A 24,772-nucleotide genomic window follows, 5' to 3' on the forward strand; every position below is an offset into this window, starting at 1 on the left:
CGGTTATACTCCTTTCGTGCTGCCTAGTTTGCGCGCAGCGATTTTGCTCATGAGCAGCTTATGACTTTCATCAATTTCATGCGGCTGACAGGCTGCTTTCAACTCATACACTTTGACCGGCGCATGATCGATAATATCAAGAAAGCGATCGAAAAATTCCATATCACCGCTATGCACATACGGACACCAGTGATCGGATAATCCTAGCGTTTCATGAATGTGGACGCCAATAATATCTTCCTTCATCGCATTCGCTTCTTCTGCATTATGGTACAGTCCCATCCGATCCATCATCATCCCGTGACCGATATCATACCAAAGATAGACCGGTGCGCCCTTCATCCGTTCGCGTACCGTTTTCGCTTCGGAAAGCGTAGGCATCTGATAGCAGCGCGAACGTGTTTCGATACCAAACGCCACATCATAGCCTTTCGATACTACACGATCACACACTTCCTCCAAACTATGCTGAATGCGCTCCAGATACGTTGCCGCCAGACGTTCACGTCGCTCCAGCATTTCCGACCATAGCTTCTGATAAGCAGGGGAGTCCTTGCCTTGATCGTGGTAAATGCCTTTCAGTTCTTCATCGATATTATAAGCAAATGGCACCTCACCCGGATGTACTACAACGGCTTTGGCACCATAGCGATGTGCATATTCCGCTGAACCAACGAGCAGATCGATTGCCTTTTTGCGTTTCTCTTTGTCTTCAAAGCCGAGCAATACCGAATCGGTACCATAATCCGGATCAGGCGTATGCGGAAATGTATTATGCACACTCGACACGCCGATCTGTCCGCGCTCAATCATCGGCTCGATCGTTTGTAACATGTCACGGGTCACATTGTAATTTAGCTCGACATATTGAAAGCCCAGCTCTTTGATTTCCTCGATCATCGCCGCTCCATGATCGGGATGACGCTTAATGTTCCAACATGTAGAAAATGAATATTCGCCTTTGGATGTGTACATCGTCAACCCTTCCTTCTCTCTATATCGTAAGGTCCGTCTGTTTTCTGTCCTCAGACCGCACCTCCGTAGTAAAAAGGATGCGGCCCCCTGTACGGGAAGCCGCGATCCTGACTATCGTTTGTGCTATGAAATTGTAGTTTTATGCCTAATCAACCCTTAACCGCACCGAGCATTACACCGCTAACGAAGTAGCGTTGCAACCACGGATATACGATCAGAATCGGCACCGTTGCGAAAATAACACTCGCCGCCTTTAGACTTTCCGGCATCATATTGGCTGTACCCGCAACCTCATTACGCATCAGTTCGGTTGCCATATTGTTCTGGATCAGTTGATACAGCTTCAATTGTAGCGGATACAGCTCTGGACTGTTAATGTACATGAGCGTGTCCATAAATCCATTCCAGCGTCCAACCGCATAGAACAGACTGAGCGTTGCAATAACCGGCATCGACAACGGTAAAATAATGCGGAGCAATGTACGGAAATGACTGCTGCCATCAATCTCTGCCGCTTCTTCCAAGCTGTCCGGTATCCCTTTAAAGAACGAGATCATAATGATCAGATAAAATGGACTGATCAAGCCCGGCAGGACGAGTGCCCACATCGTGTCAAGCAGGTGCAAGTTACGCACCAGAATGTACTCTGGAATGATACCACCACTAAAGAACATCGTGATGATGATCACGACCATAAAGAAGCCGCGACCTTTCAGATTCGATTTGGACAGCGGATAAGCTGCCGCAATCGTCATCACCATACAGAACAGAGTAAAGACCGCAGTCAGCATGACCGTAAAGCCAAGCGAACGAATCATCGACGGATCACTGAACACTTTTACATACGCTTCAATCGTGAATTCTTTTGGGAATAACGTAACTTCACCTGACATAATCGGGCGCGACGAGCTAAGCGAGATTGCGAGCACGTGGATAAAAGGGAAAATACAGATCAGTACGGATACAGCAATGAGCGTCATATTTACAATATCGAAGACGCGGTCACTACGGCTGACGTTAGGCTTCACTTTGATACGATCCGTTTCATTAACGCGAGCTGCTTCTGCCATTACAAAATCCCCTCCCCGGTCGTTTTCTTCGCTGCAAAGTTTGCACCTAATACGAAAATGAGTCCAACAATCGCCTGGAACAGACCCACAACGGTCGCCAGCGTATATTGTCCGGATTCCAAACCGATCCGGTAGACGAATGTACTCAGCACGTCGGAATATTCTTGCACGGCAACGTTACCGATAACATAAGGACGTTCAAAGCCGATCGTTACCATGTTACCGAGGTTGATAATGAGCAACGTAATGATCGTTGGACGCAGTCCCGGCAAGGTAATATGCCAGATACGACGCATCCGTGTAGCACCATCAACTTCTGCCGCTTCATACAGCTCTCTGTTAATACCGGTCAGAGCAGCAAGGTACAAAATCGTCCCCCAGCCTGCGCTTTGCCATACACCAGTCAGCAAGTAGGTGATCAGCCAGTAGTTCGGATCTGTCAGAAACGGAATCGGCTGGAAGCCCATCGATACCCACAGATTGTTAATAAAACCAGATTGCGTGCCAAACACTTGATACACGATACCGCCGATAATAACCCAAGAGATAAAGTGCGGAATATAGAGAATGGTCTGCGAAAGTTTCTTAAACCACACCGTTTTAACCTCATACAGCATAATCGCAAGGATCAGCGGTGCCGGGAACGAAACGATCAGGTCCAGAATATTCAACATCAGTGTATTGCGAAGAGTACGATAAAAATCCTGGTTTTGAAAAACCTCTCGAAAGCCATCCCAACCAATCCATTCACTGCCGTTAATGCCCTGGAAAAAGTTAAAGTCTTTAAATGCAATCTGTACGCCATACATCGGTCCATATTTGAAAATGGCAAAGTAAGCGAGCGGTAAAATGAGCAGGAAATACAGCTGCCAGTATCTTCTCAGGTAGGTGGACGTCTTCACTGTCGTACTCCCCTTTCAGCTTATAAATAGGGAAGCCGCCTGTGCCTGTAAACCAGGCGACTTCCAATCCTTACGATCAATCCTGTGCAAATCAATTACTTGTTAGCGCCGCCCTCTTGGAATACTTTGGTGCGCTCGTCGAGAATCGCCTGTCCACCGCTGCTCATATAATCTTTGAGTAGAGCATCATACGTTGTATCGAATTGTGCTGTTGGCGCCATTGTTGCTTTAACGATCAGCTGTGAATATTTATCTTGCAGTGCACTACCATATTTCGCTTCCGCTTCAATCGGTTTGTTAAAGTTCACCGGTGGGATCGTATCCGTATTGGAGATTTCAACCGATTTGCGCATCGCTGCCTGGTACTCTTCCGGTACTTGCATAATATAAGCGTCATTATTTTGCTCTTCTGTACCTGCCACTTTACCATTGGCGATAATTGCCATATCCCCATAGTTGTACAGACGGTTTTGCGCTTCAGTCGAAGCATTTTCTTTGGCTACAGGTACACCATCTTTTAAAGTGTAGTTTTCACCCTCTACGCCATTTTGCATATCGAACAGATTTTTGCCAGATGCCATCCAGTCCAGATACTTGATCGCCTCTACCGCTTTGCTGCTCGATTTCGGGATCATAATGTACAGACCATTCGAAGCATATTCTGGCTTCGCATGTTTGCCTTCGTTGTTCGTAAACACATCGGCTGGTGTCAGCTTTGCATCTTTCACATTCGCTTGCAGGTTTTTGTACGTTCCGTTGTACGTGAAGTACAGCTCGCCTGCATCCTCTGTGTAGAAACCAACTTTACCGTTTTGCACATCCTGCCACAGTTGCTTTTTGTCTTCATCGAGACCGAAGTCGCGACTGATCATGCCTTCGTTGTACAGTTTGTTCATAAACTTCAGACCATCTTTAAAGCCTGGCAGCAACGTTGGATAATCGCTGGAACCGAGCTTTTGGGTCAGTGTGTACTTCTGTTCATCGGTCAGCGGCTGCTGAACGAATGACCAGAGCAATGGCTCATATTGTGCCGGAGCGATTGTCATCCCAAATGGAATTAATCCGCTACCCACTTTACCTGGGTCTTTCTCTTTGAATGCTTTCAATGTTGTATACAGTTCATCGGTTGTTTGCGGTACGGGCAGCTTGAGTGCATCGAGCCAGTCCTGACGAATATAAGAAGCGTATTTGCCAAGCACCGAACGTTTGCCCGGAATGGCGAATTGTTTGCCTTCGATTTGTCCGTAGGAGAGTGTATCCTCACCGAGGAATTTTTTTAGGTTCGGACCGTACTGATTTAGCAGATCCGTCAGATCGGTCAAACCGCCTTGCTGTGCGTAACGGTTAAATGTGCCTTGATCGTAAGTAAATACGATATCCGGTACATCGCCGCCACTTGCCATCAGTACGTTCAGCTTTTGCAACTCTTCCGAACGCGGGATCGGTACGTATTGAACATCGATTTTGTTAGGTTCACCAAAACGCTCATTAACCAGCTTCGTCATATAGTTGTCGCTGATTGTCGAGCCTGCCGGCGAATTACCACGGTCAAACACTTCAACTTTCAGTACTGACTTGCCATCCGCTGTAGTTGCGCCAGCTTCACTACCTGAACTGGAACAACCAGCGAGTACAGTCGTACCTGCGAGTACCGTTGCCAGCATAATACCCGACCAGCCCTTAAACCATGTTTTACCAGAAACCAATTTCATTGTTCCAACCCCTTTATTCACTTTTCTCCCTCTTTAACTTTAATGACTGGACAAGTTAATTTTCCTGTCATAATCTCGTGTTCGGGATGTCCTCATTATGGCATTCAAGTATAAAAAGGCTCAATAAACTTGTTTCCGAGTATAAACATAGCATGAGAAATCGCTGATATCATGCGTTTTGTAGCCACACTGCATTTTATAAATAACTTTTAATGTTATATTAATGTTATTTATTGTAGTGTGGCTACAGACAACGTATAAGTTATAAGCAACTATAATAATTCATCATTTCGAAAGATTATTTATTATATGCGCCTTCTTGAAATGCTTTTGTACGCTCATCCAGAATCGCCTGTCCACCGCTGCTCATATAATCTTTTAACAGAGAATCGTACGTAGCATCGAATTGATCCGGTGTGACCATTGTCGCTTTTACAACGAGCTGATCGAATTTATCCTGCAAGGCACTACCATATTTCGCTTCCGATTCAATCGGTTTGTTGAAGTTGATCGGTGGGAATGTGTCGCTGTTCGAAATCTCGACCGATTTCCGCATATCTGCCTGATATTTCTCCGGCATTTGCATAATGTAAGCATCATTGTTTTGTTGTTCCGTACCGACGATTTTACCGTTAGCGATAATGACCATATCACCATAGTTGTAAATGCGGTTCGTTACATCAGCCGCTGCATCTTCTTTAATGACAGGCAAGCCATCTTTAAGTGTATAGTTTTCGCCTTCTACACCATTTTGCATATCGAATACGTTTTTGCCGGATGCCATCCAGTCCAGATATTTGATCGCTTCAACAGCTTTTGTGCTTGATTTTGGAATCATAATGTACAGACCGTTTGGAGCGTATTGTGGCTTGATGTGTTTGCCTTCGTTGTTTGTGAACACGTCGGTTGGTGTCAGTACAGCGCCTTTTACGTTCTTTTGCAGGTTTTCGTATGTGCCGTTAGCGTAGTACGGGTTGCCTGCATCTTCCGTGAAGAAGCCCACTTTGCCATTTTGGATATCCTGCCCAAACTGCTTTTTATCCTTATCCAGACTGAAATCACGGCTGATCATGCCTTCGTTGTATAGCGTATTCATGAATTTCAGACCGTCTTTGAAGCCTGGCAGCAAGGTTGGATAATCACGCGAGCCGAGCTTTTGCGTCATTGCATATTTTTGCTCATCGGTCAGTGGTTGTTTGATAAATGACCAGAGTAGCGGCTCATACTGTGCCGGTTCAATCGTCATCGCGAATGGAATCAATCCGCTGCCCACTTTACCCGGGTCTTTCTCTTTAAATGCTTTCAGTGTGCTGTACAGCTCGTCTGTCGTTTGTGGCATTGGCATTTTTAATGTATCCAGCCAGTCCTGACGAATATACGAAGCGTATTTGCCAAGTACAGAGCGTTTGCCCGGAATGGCGTATTGTTTACCTTCAATTTGTCCGTAAGCCAGTGTCTCATCGCCGAGGAACTTTTTCAGGTTCGGACCGTACTGGTTCAGCAAATCCGTCAGATCAGTCAAACCGCCTTGCTGTGCGTAACGGTTAAATGTGCCCTGATCGTAAGTGAATACGATATCCGGTACATCGCCACCGCTCGCCATTAGTACGTTCAGCTTTTGCAGCTCTTCCGAACGGGGAATCGGTACATATTGTACATCGATTTTATTCGGTGCACCGAAGCGCTCGTTAACGAGTTTGGTCAGGTAGTTATTCGTAATGGTAGAACCCGCTGGCGAGTTGCCGCGATCAAACACTTCAACTTTTAATACCGATTTGCCATCTGTCGTAGTTGCTCCAGCATCACTTCCTGAACTTGAGCAGCCTGCCAGTACGGTAGTGCCTGCGAGCATAACCGCGAGCATCGTGCCGGTGAGTCCCTTCATCCACTTCTTACCTGAATACGCTTTCATTTTTCCATCCCCTTTTATCGGCTTTTCCCCTTATGAGTTATGACTGTTCCGAACTAGCGTAATTTTCATGTGTTCCATTTAGGGTTGCCCCAATTATGGCATTCTCAATTTAAAATTCTCAATAAACTTGATTCCTTCGATAAACTACTATAGAAAACGCTTACATTTGATGTGATTAACCAAATTCAACGGATAAACTATTTTCAGCAGCTCACAAACCGCATAACAGCGGGCTTTTCGGAACATGACGAAAGAAGCATGTCACATCGGACACGCTTCTTTTGAGGTATAAAATTTGGTTTATTGACTGTTTATTGACGCTATATTCGCTTTATTACCATATATGATTATCATCAGTTGATCAGAACTTAACCTTAGATTGATCAATATCGATCCATTCTATATTACTCACGAATTAACAGTTGCTATTCATTGTATGACTATAAGCGATATACTTTATCCTCTGCGCCAACCCCAATATCCGTTTATTTGCGTTGTTCACCTGGTGGTGAAATTAGACTGCCCGGCTTCATTTTGAGCTTGCGATAATCACCAGGCGTCACACCGATAATACGTTTAAATACACGGCCGAATGTAATCGAGTTGGCATAGCCGACTTGAATAGCGATATTTTGAATCGTATCCTCGGTGGAATGCAGCAATTCCTCTGCACGCTGTAAGCGAAGCTGGACAAGCAGATCAATAAATTTTACATCCAGTTCGGCTTTGAACAGATGGCTGACGTATTTGGGTGTCACATTAAAGCGTTCGCTCAGATGATTCAGAGACAGATCGGGATTCGCAAAATGCGCCTCCATATAAGCCTTCATATCACCAATAAGCGCGCGTTGATTGGTAGAGTCGCCTGCTTCTTCATAAACGCGATATAACTGTTCCAAATAAGGCATTAATGCGAGCTGTAGTTCATCAACCGTCTCAGCATGAGCGATTTGTTCCATGACCGCCTCTGCCTGCTCACTCGCCAGCAGGCGATCCAGCGATTCCGACATGCCCTCCAGCTCGCGATTCAGCATTTGCAGCAAGGACAGTACGAGCGAGCGTATGCTATCATCGCGCAGCACGTCTTCCTCTAGCTTACCGAGTAGTTGTTGCAGGTGATCACGCCATTCCGGCTGACGCAGGCGGAATTCTTTGATCCAATCGGAGATCGATTGCAAGTAACGATAGCTATCTGGCTCGCCGCCTTCCGGCAGATCGCTGTACATGACCACTCCATCTCGTCCAAGCGTCATCGAATATTTCATCGACTCCACTGCTGTATCATACGCCAGATGTAGCTGAGACACTTGCTTTACCGTCACACCCGTACCAAAGATCATCGGTAAATGCAGATTATGCTCCACCCATTCTCGACTACCCGCAGCAAGGGAAAATAACAATCTTGTCCACTGACGTGCATCGCCTTCACCTGCAATAATAATGCCAGCACGACGCGCACTGATCCATTCCGACCAACCATACACGCCATCCTGCTGCGCCAGCTCCTGAAATACATTGGTTAGCGCCAGCTTGAGCGTATTATGCTCCTGTGAGTTACCCTTTTCGCGAAACGCATGATAATCTTGAATTTCAGCCACGATACATGTATACGTGAGCGCTTCATCGACGCCTGTTCGACCGTTTAGCTCCGGAAAAATCCGCAATCGCTCCAATTCCTGAGGCAATTGTTCCGGTGGCTCCCCTTCAATCCAGTTCATAAACAGACGACGGCGATGGATGAGCAGGTTCTCATGATGCTGACGCTCATAATCGACCGTTTGCTCGATCAAGCTCTCCAACGCCTGATCAATCAGCGCCATTTCATCCTTACGCGGTGAATCATGAGCGGACAATTGCAGCGAGTCGATCCGCTGCATCATCACCTGAATCGGTTTGTAATTTTTGCGGGTGATATAAATAATGTAGGCGATCGATGCCAGTACGACGAGTACACCGATCAGTACCCAGATATACGAAATGACCGATACCCAGGCAAATAACTGCCCGGCACGCAAACCACTCTCCATCGTCCAACCGAGACGCTGCGAGCGCAGCACAGTTAACGGTTGGTCATGCTCAAACGTATCCTCTTCCGTCATCACAGGCGGATAAATCTGCTGACCTGCCGCATCGGTAATATCCAAAAACGATACCTGGCTATTCACCATCGATGCTGCCAGTTGCTGCATGCCATAAACGCTCACATTAATAACGATCATGCCCTGATCGCCAAAAGGAAGCGGTAGACGCTTGTGCATACTAATGACCTGACGTTGCTTATCCCCGCCCATCTCGGCAAAGGAACGCATAGTTGACCAACCTTGCTGTTCCGGCTCTTTCAAAGCACGATCGATAAACGCTTCATCACGAAAACCGGTCAACGATTGCAGTCCCTGTACAGTCAATACGCTGCGATCCGAATCGCGGTACACATACACTGATTCCAGCAACTCATTGTTGTCCATTAACTGACGTAAATGCTCCACGACTTGATACGTCACACCTGTATTCCCTGTATTTCGCTCCGCTAGAAATTCATCATATAGGGGTGACGTTTCCACATCACGCAATACATCCATCTCAATTTCCTGTACCGATCGCTCCATCGTATCGATCATATAACTAGTCGAGATGCGATCCGCACGAGCGGTTTCTTTTTTGGAAATCTCATTGATGACGATAAATGATAGGAAAATGAGCATCGAAATCGTCAGTAGAAAAATGGGAAAATACGATAATAGCAACCGCCGATACCAGTTTTTTGACAACAATGGACTTCCCCCTTCCCCAGCATACGCTGTCCATCGATTTCAACAGGTACGTTAAATGCACGGTAGGTTTCTTTCTATAGATGTACTCTTTATCCGTTTTTCGATAGGATTGTTATTTGGATGATGCTATCAAATATGACGCAGAAAAGTTCCAGTTCTTTTTTATTCTATACTTTTCTGCGTATTCTGTAGAGTGATTTACACAAATTTGCGGATAAACTTTCTGCAATATGCTCTTACCATACATTATCGACTTATTATGGGATAATATGGAGCGCTATAATTCCAAACAGTATGCTACCAGGCGTTCTCTGGACAGGTGATCGGACAGTAATCGGATTTCCCGCTGCTCATGCTCGGTAAGCTGCTTGTTCACTTCCAGATCCATCTGCTCCATATCGATTCCATCTGGCTGTTCGCCCATCATCTGCTCCTGTTGACGATATCGCTGAGCCGCATGAATCAACATCGCTGTCTCTCGATATCTTTCCGTAGCATACAGAGCAGCAATCAGCCCTTCCAGACTACGAATTAACACCCATGTACCTTTGTAGATCTGACTGATCGAAATACTTTTTTTAAAATAATCAATCGCTTCCTGAAATTGCTCTGCTTGCAGGGCAGCATATCCGAGGCTCTCATAAGGCCCGGATAGCTCCCAGCGATCATCTGCTTGCTTAAAGTAGTGAATACTTTCTTTTAATAACATGGTGCCCGACTCTACTTCGCCCAGCAACAGCTTCATACGTCCCAGTGCATGTAACGAGCTTGCCAGATTCCACACATCTCCATGCTGGCGAGCCATCTGTATACTTTCCTCCGCATGTACAACGGCTTGATCTAGCTCTTGCTGATGCATACGAATAAAGGACAGTAGCCGCAGCGAAGCAGAGTGTATGACATTATAGTGTTCGCTGTGAGAGAGTATTATACTTTGTTCGACAGATTGATAGGCCTCTGGCAGATGCACCAGTACAAATTGAATGACGCCCTGTCCATGATAAGCCGTAGCTAGCGCTTCTCGATCATACGCTCCCAGCTGACTGTCATGATCCAAAAAGCGACTCAGCCACAATAAGCCTTCATTCCCCATCCCTTCATGTAGCCAGAACCAGTACAACGACGAAGCGATACGCATACCGCTGTTCTCGCTTAAAATGCCTTGATATGCTCGCTGCATCGCTATACTCAAATTGCTGTATTCCAGACGAGTCTGCTGTAGACACTGATCTCGCTCGCTCGTGCGAAATGTGAATGATAGCTGTCTAATTAATACATCATAATAACTTGCATGCGCGATATATACGTCCTGAATAGAAGCTGTCGACGCTTCATCATAAAGCTGATGGTGTGCATACTCCCGTATCGTTTCCAGCATGCTATACCGAACAGGTCCAGCTTCATACTGCTGTTCACGCATCACAAGTGACTTGTTTACAAGACTGGATAACAGATCGATGATTTCTTCCTGCTGGATCGGATGATCAGCCTGTTCCTCCGGCTCACGTTGTACACAAATCGCCTCTACCGCATCTAATGTAAAGTTCCGTGCAAACACGCTCAAACGCTGTAATAACTGCTGCTCCTTACGATCAAGCAGCGAATAGCTCCAATCGATCGTCGCCTTGAGCGTCTGCTGACGTGGAGCCGCTGTCCGCCGTCCTCCTTTTAAAAAGGTCAACAACTGCGTCAGGCGCTCGGCAATCTGCTCGATCGATAAAATAGTTAGCCGCGCCGCTGCCAGTTCAATCGCCAGCGGAATCCCTTCCAGACGACGACAGATGTTCTCAATCGCGTGCATCTCCTGCACAGTTGGATGATGGTGTGGATGAACCAGCTGCAATCGTGCCACAAATAGCTGTACCGATTCTGAGGTAACGATTTGTTCGGCAATCGGACTGGCGATGTCATCGGTTTTCGGTACGGTAAGCGGTGGTAAACGATATACCTGCTCCGCAGCGATATTCAGCGATTCACGGCTTGTTACGATCAAACGGAGCTGCGGATTTGCAGCGATGAATGTCTCAATCAATGCTGCTCCGGCATCCAGCAAATGCTCACAATTATCCAAAATAAATAAAATGCGTTTCTCTTCAATATACTGAAGCACAATGTCCAATTCGGAGCGTTCCGGTTGATGCTGTAGACCCAGCACAGACAGCGCATAATGATTAAGCAAATCGGCATCTTGCAGCGTTGCTAATTCCAGCAGCCATACGCCGTCTGGATATTGCTCTTTCATCTGATGGGCGATATGGATCGCAAGTGCGGTTTTACCGATTCCGCCCGAACCGACGATGGACACGACCTGCCCTTTTTCCAGCATGAGCCGTATAGTTTGCATATGTGCATCACGCCCGATAAATAGTGCCGCCTGCTGGGGGAGATTGCCTGTTGAGCGATGGGAATGCTGGCTTACCCGATCCATAGCTCGCTCATTCGGCATGATCGCCAGACGTTGTAACGATTCCGCGTTCGTCATCGTGTTAGTCTGCTGATAGGCTTCAAGTAGCCCGGCAAACCATGCCTCATCAAACGATGCGAACTCCCGCCCGGTTAAGGAACGCGCTTCTGCCATCTGCTTTACCGTATCCCATAATAATCTAGCTTCTTTCATCTCCGCATCGACTACGAATTTACCTGCCTGCAAAAATACCCCGATCAATCTTTTTAAGCTACTACTGCCCGGTGTGCGATCTCCATTTTCCCATTGCTGTACCGTTCGCGGGTCTACGCCTACCTGCTTCGCGAGATCCACCTGACGCATTTTCTGCTGGAGCTGATGAGCAGCAGGACGAGTACGTAGCTTTTTGATCATATCGGCGGGCCATTCCTTTTCCACATGTTCATTCATCCTTTTTACCACCCGCTATTTAAAATTGAGGAGCAGTTGTTCAGCTGTACTCCACTATATGAATTCGTGTCTACACGAACAAACACGAACTTATCTACATTCGTTTTTATTATTTTAACGGATAATATGAGCCTATGACATTCAAACCCCCGATAAAGGAGCAAACACGATGCCATTAACACGTATTTCCATGCTCAAAGGTCGTCATACCGACACGAAGGAGCAAATCAAATCACTGGTTGCTAGTACCATTGTCGAACAGCTGAATGTACCGGCTAACGACCGTTTTATAATGCTAGACGAATATGAAGCCGATCACTTTCACTACGATCCAACCTGTCTCGATATTGCGCGTACCGATGATCTGCTCATTATTCAAATTACGCTTAATGCAGGACGTCCAACAGAGGTCAAAAAGCAATTTTACGAGGCGCTGGCAGAACAATTGCATGGGCAGCTTCAACTGCGTAAAGAAGATATTTTCATCAATTTAATCGAGGTTACCCGCGATAATTGGTCGTATGGTAATGGGTTCGCGCAGTTCGCATTGTAATCTAGCTGCGGTCTGCGCATTCGAATAGGTGGGATGACCAATAGTTTAGCTCTCCACCAACGATATATTTCGATGAAAACAAACAAATGAAGAGAGGATGTTACATCATGGCTACATTGTTATACATTACTGCACACCCGGGGGAAGCACCTACCTCGTATAGTCTCGCTGTAGGCGAACAATTCGTTCAGGCATATAAGCACGCTCATCCAGCGGACGAGATCAAGCATCTAGACCTGTACGATGCGGATATTCCGCATATTGATGCCGAAGTGCTGGAGGCATGGGGCAAGCTCGGTCAGGGCATAGCTGCGGCTGATCTGACCGTATCGCAACAGGATAAAATGACAAAGCTTGGCCAGATACTCAACCAGTTTATGACAGCAGACAAATACGTTTTTGTGAACCCAATGTGGAACTTCTCGTACCCGCCTGTTATGAAAACATATATCGATGCGATCTGTATGCGTGGACAAACGTTCAAATATACCGAAAACGGCCCTGTCGGTCTATTACAAAACAAAAAAGCACTGCATATTCAAGCTAGCGGCGGCATCTATGCCGAAGGCCCAATGCAGCATATGGAAAATGGCAATCGCCATTTGAAAAATGTACTCGGTTTTATCGGTGTACATGATGTAGAAAGCATCCTGATTGAAGGCATCTCGTACACGCCAGCACGTGCTCCAGAAATAAAGCAGCAAGCGATTGAAGCTGCACGCCAGCTTGCACAAACATTTTAACGCTTGCTCGTGTGCACCGTCCTTATGTGAAAGGAGCCTATTTTATGAACGTTACGTATCATGGTCATTCAGTTGTACAGATTGAGACGCAAGGCACAACCATCTTTATCGACCCGTTTCTGACCGGCAATCCGGTAGCGGACATTGCAGCCGCCGATGTGAAAGCAGATGTTATCCTATTAACGCATGGTCATGGGGATCATGTGGGCGATACGGTCGAGATCGCCAAACGCAACAATTCGCTCGTGATCGCTTCTGCCGAGTTGTGCGATTGGCTTAGCTGGCAAGGGGTACGAACGCATGCGATGAGCATCGGTGGCGCAAGCTGGTTTGACTTTGGTCGGGTCAAATTAACCCAGGCATTCCATAGCTCCAGCTATACCGATCATAAGACCAAAACCATTATTTATACCGGTATGCCTACAGGCATTTTGTTCACCGCCGAAAATAAAACGATTTATCATGCTGGCGACACCGGTTTATTTTCCGATATGAAACTAATTGGTGAGCTGGATCAGATCGATCTGGCCTTCCTACCGATCGGTGATCGGCATACGATGGGACCGCAGGATGCCGCCCTTGCTGCTGAATGGCTGAAAGCGAAAGCTGTTGTACCCGTACACTACAATACATTTCCTTTCTTCAAGCAAGATCCGTATGATTTTGCCGAGCTGCTGGAGCCGGGAGTCGGTAAAGTGCTACATCCAGGCGATAGGCTACAGCTGTAATTCGCTTCAAGCGAACCGCAGCTTATCAGGCTTACACGTAAAGCCAGTCTGCATCGGTGCAGACTGGCTTTATTATGGATATTTTGTTGTAAATAGGCTTGGGGTATAGATTCTTTTGCTATCTATGCTGAATGTATGCACAAATACAATCCGTAGCCGAAATCTCAACGTCATTCTAACTTCCATCACATCTAATATATTTAATACATTTAATACATCATACATCTAATCGTAGCGCTTAACCGAGCACTGGTGTATGCTCCCGACTACGACTCGCCACATAGCCGAGCAATACCGCACCCAGTCCCGCACTAATAATACAGGACAGGTTCATCGCTGCGGCGCCGCCTGCTTCTAGCAAATACCCGTTCAGCAGATTGCCCGCGATGCCAGCCAGACCGACAAACACCATATTGAAAATGCTTTGTGCGGTCGCCTGCATATGTCTGGACGCGATGCGCGATACATACTCCACCGCCGAAATATAGAAAAATCCAAACGATAGCCCATGCAGCAATTGCACAGCGATCATCACCCACGGCACCGGAAAGACGTACTGAATCCCCCACCGTAAAATATAAGCAAAAGCCGCAATGAGCAGCATCCGTTCATGCCCATAGCGTGCAATGACACGCGCAGCAATCAGCATCGCTGGAATATTCGCTGCCGAAGCGATAAATAACCCTACCCCTGCCAATTCCAGCGTGCCGCCTGCTTGTTCAAATGACAGTACAAAATACGAGTTAAAGGCGGTCAATGTCTGATTGACCAGCAAACAGCCACCGAGAAAGCATAGAAACAGACGATTCCCGAGTAAGCTACGAATGCCCGTAGATAGCGATTGTTGAAGCACACGACTCTCATCCGAACGACGCGGTAAGGTAAACGTTAATACCGCTGCAAGCAGATTGAACACGAGAAACGGAATCCAGATCAATGACACATCGATCCGACTCACATACAATCCACCCAAATAGCTACCTGCTGCGGTGCCGAGGCTACCGAGAAAACGAATCGCCCCATACGTCGTATGCGCCTTCTGTGCAGCGACTAGCGCATATGAATCCGCCATCGGTGCCTGTGTAGCCGCGAATACCATCGAGATCGTATAAATGATCGTTAATACGATAAAATACGGACTCTGATAAAATACCGACAACAACGCAGGCACCGCTACACTTAACATCAGTACAAGCCGCATCTGCTGAAAACGGTCAACGACCATCCCCCAGAACGGCTGAATCAAAATCGAAATAAACGTACCGATCGACATCAATAAGCCGACCTGTGTACTGCCTAATCCACCATGCACCAGCATTGTGGACATATACGGATTGAACATACCGCCTGCCAGTCCAGCCAGCAAATAAAAACTGCGAATACGAAGCAGCGTCTGCTGCGCTTCGCGATCTACCGATACAGCGGACACAGCTTCCCGTTTCAGTCTTGCCTTTTCACCAAACAATGAACCCATTCCATTTGCTCCTTCTCTACCCGTTATCCAACGCTCGCGCTGTCTGCTTCGTGGCAGCAGCTTTCTCTACTGGTCATAAACAAAAGACGAGGTGGCGGACTATACGTACATCCAGGTACGCTGTCCACTTCTTTGTCCTGTCTCCTTGCTCATGCCATTGATCTTATAATGATCGTCCGGGTGTCCCGGTATATACAGTATGGTCATGGATTGGTGTTCTATGGTGTAAATAGCCAAAATAAATCTAGCGTTCAGCTGGCGTACGGAACGTTTGCAATACACCATACACAGCGCCCAGTGCGCCTGCTTCATTACCTAGCTGCGCTGGAACGAGCTGTGCTTTGATCGGTGTAAATTGCTGTACACGCCGCGCCAATTCGCTCATATAATAACTGGATTCGGACACGCCGCCACCGACGACGATGCGTTCGGGATTGAGTAGCGACACAATATTCGCGATCCCTGCTGCCATATAACCGATTGGCTCCTGCATGATCGTCTGTGCATCCATGTCACCTGCTGCTGCAAGCTGCAATACATGCACCGCTTGCACATCCTCCACCCTGCCAGCCTGAGCAATAATGTGCTCACCCACCTGTCCATGTTGCTGACGCAACCAGCGGCGTGCATGTTCGCCAATGCCGGTGCCCGATGCGAGCGATTCATAGCGTCCAAATTCCAAACTGCTCACCGAACCGCTCGTTTCTTCCGGTCGATGATCTACGACAAAATACGAAATTTCTCCGGCAGTATATCCGGCGCCACGATGCAATTCACCGTTAAGAATCATCGCACCGCCAATGCCCGTACCGACCGTGACCATCACCATCTGCGTACTGCCCGCACCGGCACCCTGCCAGCATTCGCCCAGCGCAGCCATATTCACATCATTATCCAGATACAATGGACCATCATAATACGGCCCGATCAGCTCTAACAGATTCATACCATCGAGCGGTAAAGCTGGCACATGATGAATCATGCCGGTTTGCGGATTCACAGCGCCTGGAAAGCCAATCCCGATGCCTGCCAAACGATCACGCAGCAGTCCCACTTCTTGCAACACCTCATCCAGTTGCTGAAACACACCTGCGATAAAGGATTCCGCATCCTGTACTTGCACCGTCGGCCTCTTATTGCGCACGACAATATGACCACTGCTGTCTGTAATTAAAATTAATGTCTTCGTACCGCCGATATCGATGCCTGCTGTATAGCCCTTACCAGACAAGCCGGATACGGATTGTGCTGCGGATGACTTCATTCTCATACTCCCCCTTGATTTTGTTGGATCGGTTCCTTGCCGCCAATGACTAACATTTCCTCGCGAATATAGCGGAATGAGCGCTGTACGCCAGCCCATGCGGCGCCACACATAATGGCACCCTCATGACTTTTGTCCAGTTTGGATGCGCTAAGCTCTGGCATTACTGGCACAAGAGCTGGCAATGCCTGCTGTAAGATTGGCAAAAACACCCCTGCCGCCTGTGCAATCTGTCCCCCTAGCACAATACGCTCCGGTGCAAGTAAGGAAGCCATCTGTGCCAGTGGTAAAAGGAGACGATCCGCATAACGCTCCATAATTTGCACAGCCAGCGGATGCCCATTTTCAGCCTGCTTCAATAGTTGCGGAATCGTCCATGTCGCTGCATCGGTACGATCCGTTTGCTGTACATCGTCTATTGGCTGTTGCATTTGCTCATCTACTTGTTGCATCGTATGGATGTGCTGCACGGCTTCATGCAGCAGTTCACGCAAGCCTTCATTACCGATATACTGCTCTAGCCGCTTATAAGCGGTTGCTAACGTACCGACTTCCGCTTGACGAAGAGCAGCCTGCCCCCATTCTCCAGCAGCTCCGGCAAGACCGCGATAAATCTGTCCGTGAATCATAATGCCGGTACCTACACCTTCACCGAGCGACACGTAAATAAAGCTTGAAGCGCCCGTACCATTTCCGTATTCCTGCTCCGCTACAGCCGCCAGATTCACATCGTTATCCAGCAGCACCTCAGCGTTCAACAATTGCCGCAGTGCTGGAGCGGAAAGAAGCTTTCCATAGCGCTCCAAATGGGGCAATAGTGTCTGCACGTACCCGGTGTGTGGATCGACTACAGCAGGAATACCAGCGCTGACAAATTGGATCGGTCCATCAGCAGGTGCATGCTGAGCAACGATATCGGTTAAGCGTTGCTGTAAAGCTTGCTCGGCCTCTGTTTCACCTTCCAGTTCCTCCCACGAAATATAACCAGTATGACGCACTTTGCCCGATAGATCAGTCATACCTGTCTGGATACCGTCCGCACCGATGTCTAACAAAAAAACATGAAACACTTGTGGATTGAATTCCAATACCTGTCCTTTACGACCTTGCTGATTCGTGTCGAGTCCGGTCTCCACGACGAGTCGATGATACAATAAATTTTGTACAGCTGAAGATACCGTTGGCTTACTCAAACCCGTACGACGACTAATCTCCGCACGCGATAATCCATCCTCGTTCACGATCAGTTCCAGAATCAAATATTCGTTAAAATTACGAATCATCTGTGGATTTCCGATAGGTGTCAGCATAGCAGCTCCTTTGAAATTTATTTTAGTAAATCACCTTTACTAATTGAATTGAACTCAGTATACGCTCGCTCATAGGCAGTGTCCATCGTTATTTTATTCATTTGGAAAAATGTTTTTGTCGCGATTTGTAGCGATGCGCAGGCATGTTATATTGGTGTTATGAGGCTAGTCGAAATGGAGGGTATCTGGATTGCAATTACATAAAGGCGACATTCTATTCAGACAGGGTGAAGAGGGACCACTATATAAAATCAAAAGCGGTCTGTTCAAAATCGTGCGTCTACACGAAGATGGAAGTCTATTTCTATTCAATATTATTGTGCCTGGCGAAATGATTCCGCATCATTCACTCATTAGCCCGATGAGCTATCATGGCACAGCGATTGCGCTCACCGACTGTGAAGTGGATGTTGTACATGCTGATACATGGTATCGGCAATTCAATGATGATCCCGCTCAATATCGAGCGATTGCTGGACTGCTACAGGAGAAGCTACGCATGATGCAGCAGCGTATCGATCAGCTAACACGCACGACACCGCTCGATAAGCTGGAACAATTACAGCACTGGTTTGCCACTTATCTGCAAGGTATTCCGATCACCGATCTGTTAACTCAAGATGAGATCGGACAATTGATTGGCTTACGCCGCGAAACGGTAAATCGACTGCTACGCGCTCAATCCCAGCAGCAAAAGGACAGCCGATAAACGGCTGTCCTTTTCTATAGTTCGATACGTTTACTCCATACGCTTGCGGTGATTCACTTACGCGATACGGGTTATCGTATACATAACGACGCTTATGCTCTTTTAGATGATTACGCTTTTTGAAATGACGATCAAGCTCGTTTGAAGGAGGAATTATAATGAAACCATCACCATCTTGCTCGATCCATACCCGGCTATTCGCCGATGACGGCACGATTCCAAATCATCCTACACTACCTGTCATCATCTATGCAGGCGCTTTTCCCGCTTCGCCTGATGCTATGGAAGATGTATTCAACCGAAATGGCTGGCTCAATAGCTGGACGAACGGTGTATTTGATTACCATCATTATCATAGTAATGCACATGAAGTTCTCGGTGTGATTAGCGGCGAAGTTACTCTACGCCTCGGTGGTGAAGAAGGCGAAACGGTCACCATGCACAAAGGTGATGTGGTCGTGCTGCCTGCTGGCACCGGACACTGCCGTCTGGAAGCGAGCGATGATTTTCGCATCGTTGGTGCTTATCCGCAAGGCATGTCCTACAATACACGCACAGGCAAGCCTGGTGAGCATGAGCAGGCACTGAAGGAGATTCCTCATGTTCCGGTACCGCAGACCGATCCGGTATTCGGAGAATACGGTCCCCTACTAGAACACTGGGCAGGAATCTCTATCCGTCATCCGCATTGATTTTTCATTGCTATTGTACTTCGATGCAATCGATTCACTCACATAAACTTAAACAAATTGCAAAAGCTCAAACGAATCGCAGCAGCTTCGGAATGTCTCGCTTCAATAAATATAGTTTGCATGGCACATACATCATGCGCTGCACAGATAACATGAGTTCAGCGAACATACAGCTCTATATCGATTCGTTCACAGCCTATAGCTATCTGTATTAAAATTTGAACTGATGCACGAGTGTACTCAGACGCTCCGCACTATCGCTCGTCTTACGAACTTCACCTGTCACTTCAGTTGCCCGATCCATAATGCGCTGTGCTTCTTCGGCAATCTCTTCTGTATTGTCGGCAGATTCATTATTGGAGAGGGCAATTTCATGAATCGCCTGAGCGAGATTTTGCACAGAAGCACTGAGTTGCTGACTCGTTGCGCTAAATTCGCTGACCATTTTATCAATATCGCCTGCATCGTTAATATAGTTGTCGCTTGTCTGTCTCATCATCTCATAATCCGCTGCAATTTCGCCGGTTAACAAACTCATCAGACGCGCGCTATATTCTTGCAAACTGCTCACCGAATCAACCACTTCATTGGCAATTCCTTGAATCTGACTGACCGTCTCGCGAGAAGCATCTGCCAGCACACGAATTTCACTCGCTACAACGGAGAAACCTTTACCTGCTTCCCCTGCACGTGCTGCCTCAATCGAAGCATTCAGTGCGAGCAGATTCGTTTGCTTCGTAATTTGCAAAATCGAATCACCGAGTGATTTGATCATCTCAACCGAACGGGATTGCTCCAGCGCTTGATCCAAACCTTCTTTGATCTGATAGTATGCCTTACCGGTTACGGCAATCGAATCTTCCAAACGCTGTTTCAATGTGCCTGCACGCTCATTAATTGCCGTAGCACGTTCTGCACCTTGATGAGCACCACTGGCAATCGTATCAATCGCTGTCTCGAATTCACGAGTCGATGCGCTAATTTCCTGTGTAGACGCGGCTGTCTGCTCCATACCTGCGGACATATTTTGCGTAGTTGCCGATACACTTTCGATACGTTCAGCCGTCTCGCGGAACGCTTCTGTCGTCCGATGATTGATTGCACGTAAAGTGTTCACTTCTTCAGATACTTGATAGATCGCGCCACGCGTCGTCTTCTGCATACTTGCCAGTGTACGGATCAGCTGTCCGGTTTCTCCGTTTGCACGCTGATATTTTTCCGGCAATTCATTCGAATAATCGCCTTTCGCCATCTGCTCCAGATGTGCAGAAGCAAGACGTACCGGACGAATAATGCTGCGCACGATAAAGAACAAAATGAGCAGCGCGACAATGACGCTAATTACGGTAATGAGCAGCATTAACCAGATCATACTTTGCACCTGATTCATATATACGCTAACCGGCTGCATTGTAACTACACTCAATCCAAGCACAGCATCTTTCTGAAAAGAAGCCATATAACGTACGCCGTTCAGTGTCACAAAACCACTACCGGAATCAGCATTTTGCATTTGCTGATACATACCTTCTGTATTCAGCTTGGCAAAATTCACCTTCATAATTTGGGACTTATCGGACGATGCAACGACTTCGCCAGCGCGATTTAACACGACAGTATCGAGCATATCTTTACTATTTTGTTGTACGACTTCCTTGAGCAGGTTGTTCACATTCAGCGGCATGCCGAATATGTCTGGATCACCACTTGTATTGTTGCGTGCCACTTCAGTATCCAGATTACCACCGATCACATCCCCAATGACGATAACCGCCTGACCACTTACAGGAGAGGTCATAATATCACTCACAAAGGGACCTGGCTTTTTCTGTACAGCTGGATACCACGGATCGGTAGCTGCTTTTAGCTCATGATTGACCGATTTGCCATCAATGCCATCCATGTAAATTTTGCCGGCATGTGTGAAGAAAATGTTCTCATACAGTCCATCCGCTTCTTGCAGTTTATCTGCAATATTGTCTTCGATACGTTCGTATTGCGTCTGATTGGTCGTTCCACTTGCATCTAAATTCGCAAAATAGTCGACCACATACGGATCTTCGACCATCGCGTCGGCTGCCGATTGCTGTCCTTCGGTAATGATGCTTAATTCTTTGACTTTTTCCGTTACGATACTGCTCAGTGACTGCATCGTCGATTGCTCGTACGATTGACTAACTTTGTAACCTACGATCATCATCGCGATCAGCATCGGTACGATAATACATACCGCAGCAATACCGAGAATGCGCGCAAAAAGGCTACCGGACCATTGTTTGATTCGATTCATGAATGTCTTGTCTCCCTGTGTTTAAAATAGATGGTATCCGTTACTATTTCATCTGATTTGGAAAAATCAGTCTGACTGCATGGTGTGATCAGGCGACTATCCATCGCATTGTTGGCTTATTGGCATCACTAGCAAATGAAACCGAGATGTTGAATAGGTCTTTTAACGCGATATATAGGTCTTATTGCACAATATTTAATAGTACTTCGTGATTATATATCACAAATTTCGACAATTGAATCATTTTTTTAAATAAATTGGTAATTATTTTGTGAAAGCGATCTTCAAATTTTAAGGAACCATGTCGGGGGTGTATCGTATATACATCATAAGATTAGCTAAGGAGGCTACTTATTATGGGTTTGATTAAAAGTATCATTAAGCAGGTTATGAAGTCGAAGTCGCATGGACAGCATCGTCATCGTTCGCATAGCAGCAGTGATCGTTATCGTGGGCATAAAGGGTACTCTCATAATCAATATGGGCATGGTCATTATAAGCGTAATCGTAAAGGCAAATCGTATAGCAGTAGTTAATCGATAACGAGCTGATTCGTACAGCACCACACATTCAACTTCCGATAACAACATTTTATGTAAATGGATACGCAATAATTTTTGGAATATGAAGCACTCTTTGCACTATGAAGCACTAAATGATAAAACAGTATAGTCTGGATCATTGAATGATCGTATATCGTAAACAGCCGCTTTCTTTTATAAGAGAGCGGCTGTTTTTTGTATTGATTTGATTGACAAGTAGTTTCTATTAATGTGATGGATGGGCAGGCTGTATGGAATGAGCACTATGTTCTAATGCCTGTCTAACTTCGGTAGCATCGGTATAAGGTTGGTCGGCTTGCAGCATTCGGCGTAACATGATGCGAGTATCAGGATGCAGCTTTAGTTCACTTTCCCAGCCAGAGGAAACCGCAGCTACGTTTGTATGGTTGGATAAGGAAGGACGCGTTGTCGTCTCATCGGTAATTGCGTGTTGCCCGTTCAAATCGGTGCTCGATTCGTCGTAGCTACTATACAACAAGTACAGCAGCAAATGTCCCATACCGTAAAAGTCACTGCTAACACTTAGCGAGCGGCGGATGATCTTTTCCTGCTCGTCTCCGCTCACAAGTTCATCCAGCTGTTGTACCAGCTCGCGCGGCTCAGCTTGATGCCAGGTTAGACCAAAATCGATCAGTTGCACCTGACCGTCATGCAACAATACATTGGATAAACTAATATCGCGGTGCACCATATGTTGATTGTGCATCTGCTCGATTAATTCCAGCAGCTGGAGCATCAACTGAATCGCTTCGTACTCCGTAAATACCGCTTGCCGCTCAAACAGCAACTCGCCTATACTGCGTCCTTCCATGTACTGCATAACTAGACAGTGTTGTCCGCGGTACAGGAACTGATCGAGTAGCGCAGGAATATGCGGATGTGCGAGCTGGCGCATCGTTTTACATTCGCGTTCATAAATAAGACGCGCGCGCTCCTCACCACCGCGTAGCGGATGCACTCGTTTTAGTACAACCGGACGGTTATGGTCGCTTCGATCTTCACAGCGATATGTAACTCCATAGCTACCGCTGCCCAGTGGACCAATAATCCGGTAACGCCCGTGAACAATCGTTCCCTCGCTATAATGTCGTTCCTGCAACCAGCGGGTAATATGTCCTCTGGCACGCTGTAATGCTCTCAATCTACTCCATTCCTTCCCTGTACCGAAGCATCTTTGACCGAAGCTTGTATACTCATTCTGGTAGCTTGCCTTTGTCCGTTTTGCTGCGGAATTTGCGGTACAGGCGGCTAATGCTTTCTGGCGTTACATCGACACCGCGCTCATAGGCATATTTGACCGAATAGCCCAGCGCCAGCGTGATCGATCCAGCTACGCCGGCTGCCGCAACAGAACCTGCACCGGGAAACAGCTTGACGACCTGCGCGAACAATGTTTTACCGAGATTGCCGACGATGGAAGCGATCACGATCTCTTTGGCTGTTTCACGGCTGATTGGGCGCTCATATAGCGTAGCAAGCCGGGTCAGCAGACCGATCTGAATCGCCGTCAGCGGGATAATATCCGCGCCAGGTATCGGCGCAGCCCCGATCGCTCCTGCTGAAGTCGCGGCGCCGATAATCCATTTGTTAGCGATGGAGGATTTTTCCTTGATCGTGCGGGCGAAGACGATATCCTTACTTTTTTTTTTGAGTAAATCGAGAATCGAGTAACGCAGCTGTTCAATATTGGTGCCTGTGCGCGATGAAACGGGAATCACCTCATACCGATTGCCTGTCTCCTGCCGAACACGATTGACCAGCCGATCGATCTCGTCAGCAGCATCGATCTTATTCAGCACGATGATGATATCATTGTTGATCTTCTCCAGCGCTTCCAGCGACCGTTTTTCCGCTTCGGAAAATACCGTACCCGCAGCATTCAGGAAAAAGAGCACCACATCTGTCTGGCGATAATAATCCCGTGTACGCGCCGAATTGCTCGTGTTTACATCGTTCAATCCAGGCGTATCGATCAAAATAATTTTATCGCGATATGGATATTCCTTAATCTCGGTCGTCTCGCCAGGTTCTGCACCTACACCAGCCACCTCATCGCCAATAATCCGGTTAATCGTGGACGATTTGCCGGCATTCACATCACCGACAAGTGCAATCATCACACGCTCCTTCATCTGGCGGTTAATCTCATCCATCTCCTGATCAAATGCCTGATCTGCCTGACGCCGAATATCCGCTTTGAGCTGATGCTCACTTTTATTCATCTGCTGCTCCTCCATCCATCCTCATAAT

Annotated in this window: 19 protein-coding genes; 6 read left to right on the forward strand and 13 right to left on the reverse strand. The window is 47.0% G+C overall.

The annotated features are described in order from the left end of the window. Positions 1-3: 3 nt before the first annotated feature. The 7 genes from AAHF22_RS12305 to AAHF22_RS12335 form a co-directional block, all read right to left on the reverse strand. Positions 4-975 carry a sugar phosphate isomerase/epimerase family protein gene (locus AAHF22_RS12305; protein WP_347325304.1) on the reverse strand — a complete coding sequence of 324 codons (972 nt, stop codon included), beginning with the start codon at positions 973-975 and terminating at the stop codon, positions 4-6. A gap of 149 nt (positions 976-1,124) precedes the next feature. Beyond that, positions 1,125-1,955: a carbohydrate ABC transporter permease gene (locus AAHF22_RS12310; protein ID WP_347325340.1), complete on the reverse strand. Its 831-nt coding sequence runs from the start codon at positions 1,953-1,955 to the stop codon at positions 1,125-1,127. Between the two features lie 89 nt (positions 1,956-2,044). After that, positions 2,045-2,947 (reverse strand): ABC transporter permease, encoded by a 903-nt coding sequence (locus tag AAHF22_RS12315; protein ID WP_347325305.1) that lies wholly within the window; start codon positions 2,945-2,947, stop codon positions 2,045-2,047. A gap of 95 nt (positions 2,948-3,042) precedes the next feature. Beyond that, entirely contained in the window at positions 3,043-4,659 is a 1,617-nt protein-coding gene (locus AAHF22_RS12320) for an extracellular solute-binding protein (protein WP_347325306.1), read from the reverse strand. Between the two features lie 298 nt (positions 4,660-4,957). Further along, a complete protein-coding gene (locus tag AAHF22_RS12325) occupies positions 4,958-6,571 on the reverse strand; it encodes an extracellular solute-binding protein (protein ID WP_347325307.1) in 1,614 nt (537 codons plus the stop codon). A 485-nt stretch (positions 6,572-7,056) separates the two neighbouring features. After that, positions 7,057-9,339, reverse strand: coding sequence for an AraC family transcriptional regulator (locus AAHF22_RS12330; protein WP_347325308.1), 2,283 nt, complete (start codon positions 9,337-9,339; stop codon positions 7,057-7,059). 280 nt (positions 9,340-9,619) lie between these two features. Further along, positions 9,620-12,196, reverse strand: a complete 2,577-nt coding sequence (locus AAHF22_RS12335) for a winged helix-turn-helix domain-containing protein (RefSeq protein WP_347325309.1) — start codon at positions 12,194-12,196, stop codon at positions 9,620-9,622. Positions 12,197-12,365: 169 nt separating this feature from the next. On the opposite strand from AAHF22_RS12335, the gene AAHF22_RS12340 reads away from it, so the two are divergent. The 3 genes from AAHF22_RS12340 to AAHF22_RS12350 all read left to right on the forward strand — a co-directional run bounded on the left by AAHF22_RS12340 (position 12,366) and on the right by AAHF22_RS12350 (position 14,220). Then, on the forward strand, positions 12,366-12,749 hold the full coding sequence (locus AAHF22_RS12340; protein ID WP_347325310.1) for a tautomerase family protein: 384 nt from the start codon (positions 12,366-12,368) through the stop codon (positions 12,747-12,749). A gap of 107 nt (positions 12,750-12,856) precedes the next feature. After that, the gene (locus AAHF22_RS12345) at positions 12,857-13,492 is read left to right on the forward strand and encodes an FMN-dependent NADH-azoreductase (protein ID WP_347325311.1); all 636 of its coding nucleotides are present in this window, start codon (positions 12,857-12,859) and stop codon (positions 13,490-13,492) included. Positions 13,493-13,536: 44 nt separating this feature from the next. Continuing rightward, positions 13,537-14,220 (forward strand): metal-dependent hydrolase, encoded by a 684-nt coding sequence (locus AAHF22_RS12350; protein ID WP_347325312.1) that lies wholly within the window; start codon positions 13,537-13,539, stop codon positions 14,218-14,220. A gap of 238 nt (positions 14,221-14,458) precedes the next feature. Here the strand turns inward: AAHF22_RS12350 and AAHF22_RS12355 are convergent, their stop codons facing one another. The 3 genes from AAHF22_RS12355 to AAHF22_RS12365 all read right to left on the reverse strand — a co-directional run bounded on the left by AAHF22_RS12355 (position 14,459) and on the right by AAHF22_RS12365 (position 18,268). Then, positions 14,459-15,694 carry an MFS transporter gene (locus AAHF22_RS12355; RefSeq protein ID WP_347325313.1) on the reverse strand — a complete coding sequence of 412 codons (1,236 nt, stop codon included), beginning with the start codon at positions 15,692-15,694 and terminating at the stop codon, positions 14,459-14,461. A gap of 244 nt (positions 15,695-15,938) precedes the next feature. Continuing rightward, entirely contained in the window at positions 15,939-16,958 is a 1,020-nt protein-coding gene (locus tag AAHF22_RS12360; protein ID WP_347325314.1) for an ROK family protein, read from the reverse strand. A gap of 2 nt (positions 16,959-16,960) precedes the next feature. After that, on the reverse strand, positions 16,961-18,268 hold the full coding sequence (locus AAHF22_RS12365) for an ROK family transcriptional regulator (RefSeq protein ID WP_347325315.1): 1,308 nt from the start codon (positions 18,266-18,268) through the stop codon (positions 16,961-16,963). A gap of 190 nt (positions 18,269-18,458) precedes the next feature. On the opposite strand from AAHF22_RS12365, the gene AAHF22_RS12370 reads away from it, so the two are divergent. Together AAHF22_RS12370 and AAHF22_RS12375 are read left to right on the forward strand one after the other, a co-directional pair. Next, entirely contained in the window at positions 18,459-18,977 is a 519-nt protein-coding gene (locus tag AAHF22_RS12370) for a Crp/Fnr family transcriptional regulator (protein WP_347325316.1), read from the forward strand. Positions 18,978-19,135: 158 nt separating this feature from the next. Continuing rightward, entirely contained in the window at positions 19,136-19,669 is a 534-nt protein-coding gene (locus AAHF22_RS12375) for a cupin domain-containing protein (RefSeq protein WP_347325317.1), read from the forward strand. A gap of 211 nt (positions 19,670-19,880) precedes the next feature. Here the strand turns inward: AAHF22_RS12375 and AAHF22_RS12380 are convergent, their stop codons facing one another. Next, positions 19,881-21,959 (reverse strand): methyl-accepting chemotaxis protein, encoded by a 2,079-nt coding sequence (locus AAHF22_RS12380; RefSeq protein ID WP_347325318.1) that lies wholly within the window; start codon positions 21,957-21,959, stop codon positions 19,881-19,883. Positions 21,960-22,315: 356 nt separating this feature from the next. Here AAHF22_RS12380 and AAHF22_RS12385 point away from each other — a divergent pair, with 356 nt between their 5' ends. Next, the gene (locus AAHF22_RS12385; protein WP_347325319.1) at positions 22,316-22,495 is read left to right on the forward strand and encodes a hypothetical protein; all 180 of its coding nucleotides are present in this window, start codon (positions 22,316-22,318) and stop codon (positions 22,493-22,495) included. Positions 22,496-22,727: 232 nt separating this feature from the next. On the opposite strand, the gene AAHF22_RS12390 is transcribed toward AAHF22_RS12385, so the two are convergent. Continuing rightward, the gene (locus tag AAHF22_RS12390) at positions 22,728-23,663 is read right to left on the reverse strand and encodes a serine/threonine protein kinase (RefSeq protein WP_347325320.1); all 936 of its coding nucleotides are present in this window, start codon (positions 23,661-23,663) and stop codon (positions 22,728-22,730) included. Positions 23,664-23,715: 52 nt separating this feature from the next. Then, a complete protein-coding gene (locus tag AAHF22_RS12395) occupies positions 23,716-24,744 on the reverse strand; it encodes a GTPase (protein WP_347325321.1) in 1,029 nt (342 codons plus the stop codon). Between the last annotated feature and the right edge of the window lie 28 nt (positions 24,745-24,772).

It is taken from the genome of Paenibacillus wenxiniae (assembly GCF_039822605.1).
Classification (GTDB): Bacteria; Bacillota; Bacilli; order Paenibacillales; family Paenibacillaceae; genus Saccharibacillus; species Saccharibacillus wenxiniae.

Excerpts from the sequence above, each read along its gene's own strand:
- AAHF22_RS12305 (WP_347325304.1), bottom strand. The coding sequence starts at position 975 with ATGTACACATCCAAAGGCGAATATTCATTTTCTACATGTTGGAACATT.
- AAHF22_RS12310 (WP_347325340.1), bottom strand. The coding sequence starts at position 1,955 with ATGACGCTCATTGCTGTATCCGTACTGATCTGTATTTTCCCTTTTATC.
- AAHF22_RS12320 (WP_347325306.1), bottom strand. The coding sequence starts at position 4,659 with ATGAAATTGGTTTCTGGTAAAACATGGTTTAAGGGCTGGTCGGGTATT.
- AAHF22_RS12325 (WP_347325307.1), bottom strand. The coding sequence starts at position 6,571 with ATGAAAGCGTATTCAGGTAAGAAGTGGATGAAGGGACTCACCGGCACG.
- AAHF22_RS12335 (WP_347325309.1), bottom strand. The coding sequence starts at position 12,196 with ATGAATGAACATGTGGAAAAGGAATGGCCCGCCGATATGATCAAAAAG.
- AAHF22_RS12340 (WP_347325310.1), top strand. The coding sequence starts at position 12,366 with ATGCCATTAACACGTATTTCCATGCTCAAAGGTCGTCATACCGACACG.
- AAHF22_RS12345 (WP_347325311.1), top strand. The coding sequence starts at position 12,857 with ATGGCTACATTGTTATACATTACTGCACACCCGGGGGAAGCACCTACC.
- AAHF22_RS12350 (WP_347325312.1), top strand. The coding sequence starts at position 13,537 with ATGAACGTTACGTATCATGGTCATTCAGTTGTACAGATTGAGACGCAA.
- AAHF22_RS12355 (WP_347325313.1), bottom strand. The coding sequence starts at position 15,694 with ATGGGTTCATTGTTTGGTGAAAAGGCAAGACTGAAACGGGAAGCTGTG.
- AAHF22_RS12360 (WP_347325314.1), bottom strand. The coding sequence starts at position 16,958 with ATGAAGTCATCCGCAGCACAATCCGTATCCGGCTTGTCTGGTAAGGGC.
- AAHF22_RS12365 (WP_347325315.1), bottom strand. The coding sequence starts at position 18,268 with ATGCTGACACCTATCGGAAATCCACAGATGATTCGTAATTTTAACGAA.
- AAHF22_RS12375 (WP_347325317.1), top strand. The coding sequence starts at position 19,136 with ATGAAACCATCACCATCTTGCTCGATCCATACCCGGCTATTCGCCGAT.
- AAHF22_RS12380 (WP_347325318.1), bottom strand. The coding sequence starts at position 21,959 with ATGAATCGAATCAAACAATGGTCCGGTAGCCTTTTTGCGCGCATTCTC.
- AAHF22_RS12385 (WP_347325319.1), top strand. The coding sequence starts at position 22,316 with ATGGGTTTGATTAAAAGTATCATTAAGCAGGTTATGAAGTCGAAGTCG.
- AAHF22_RS12395 (WP_347325321.1), bottom strand. The coding sequence starts at position 24,744 with ATGAATAAAAGTGAGCATCAGCTCAAAGCGGATATTCGGCGTCAGGCA.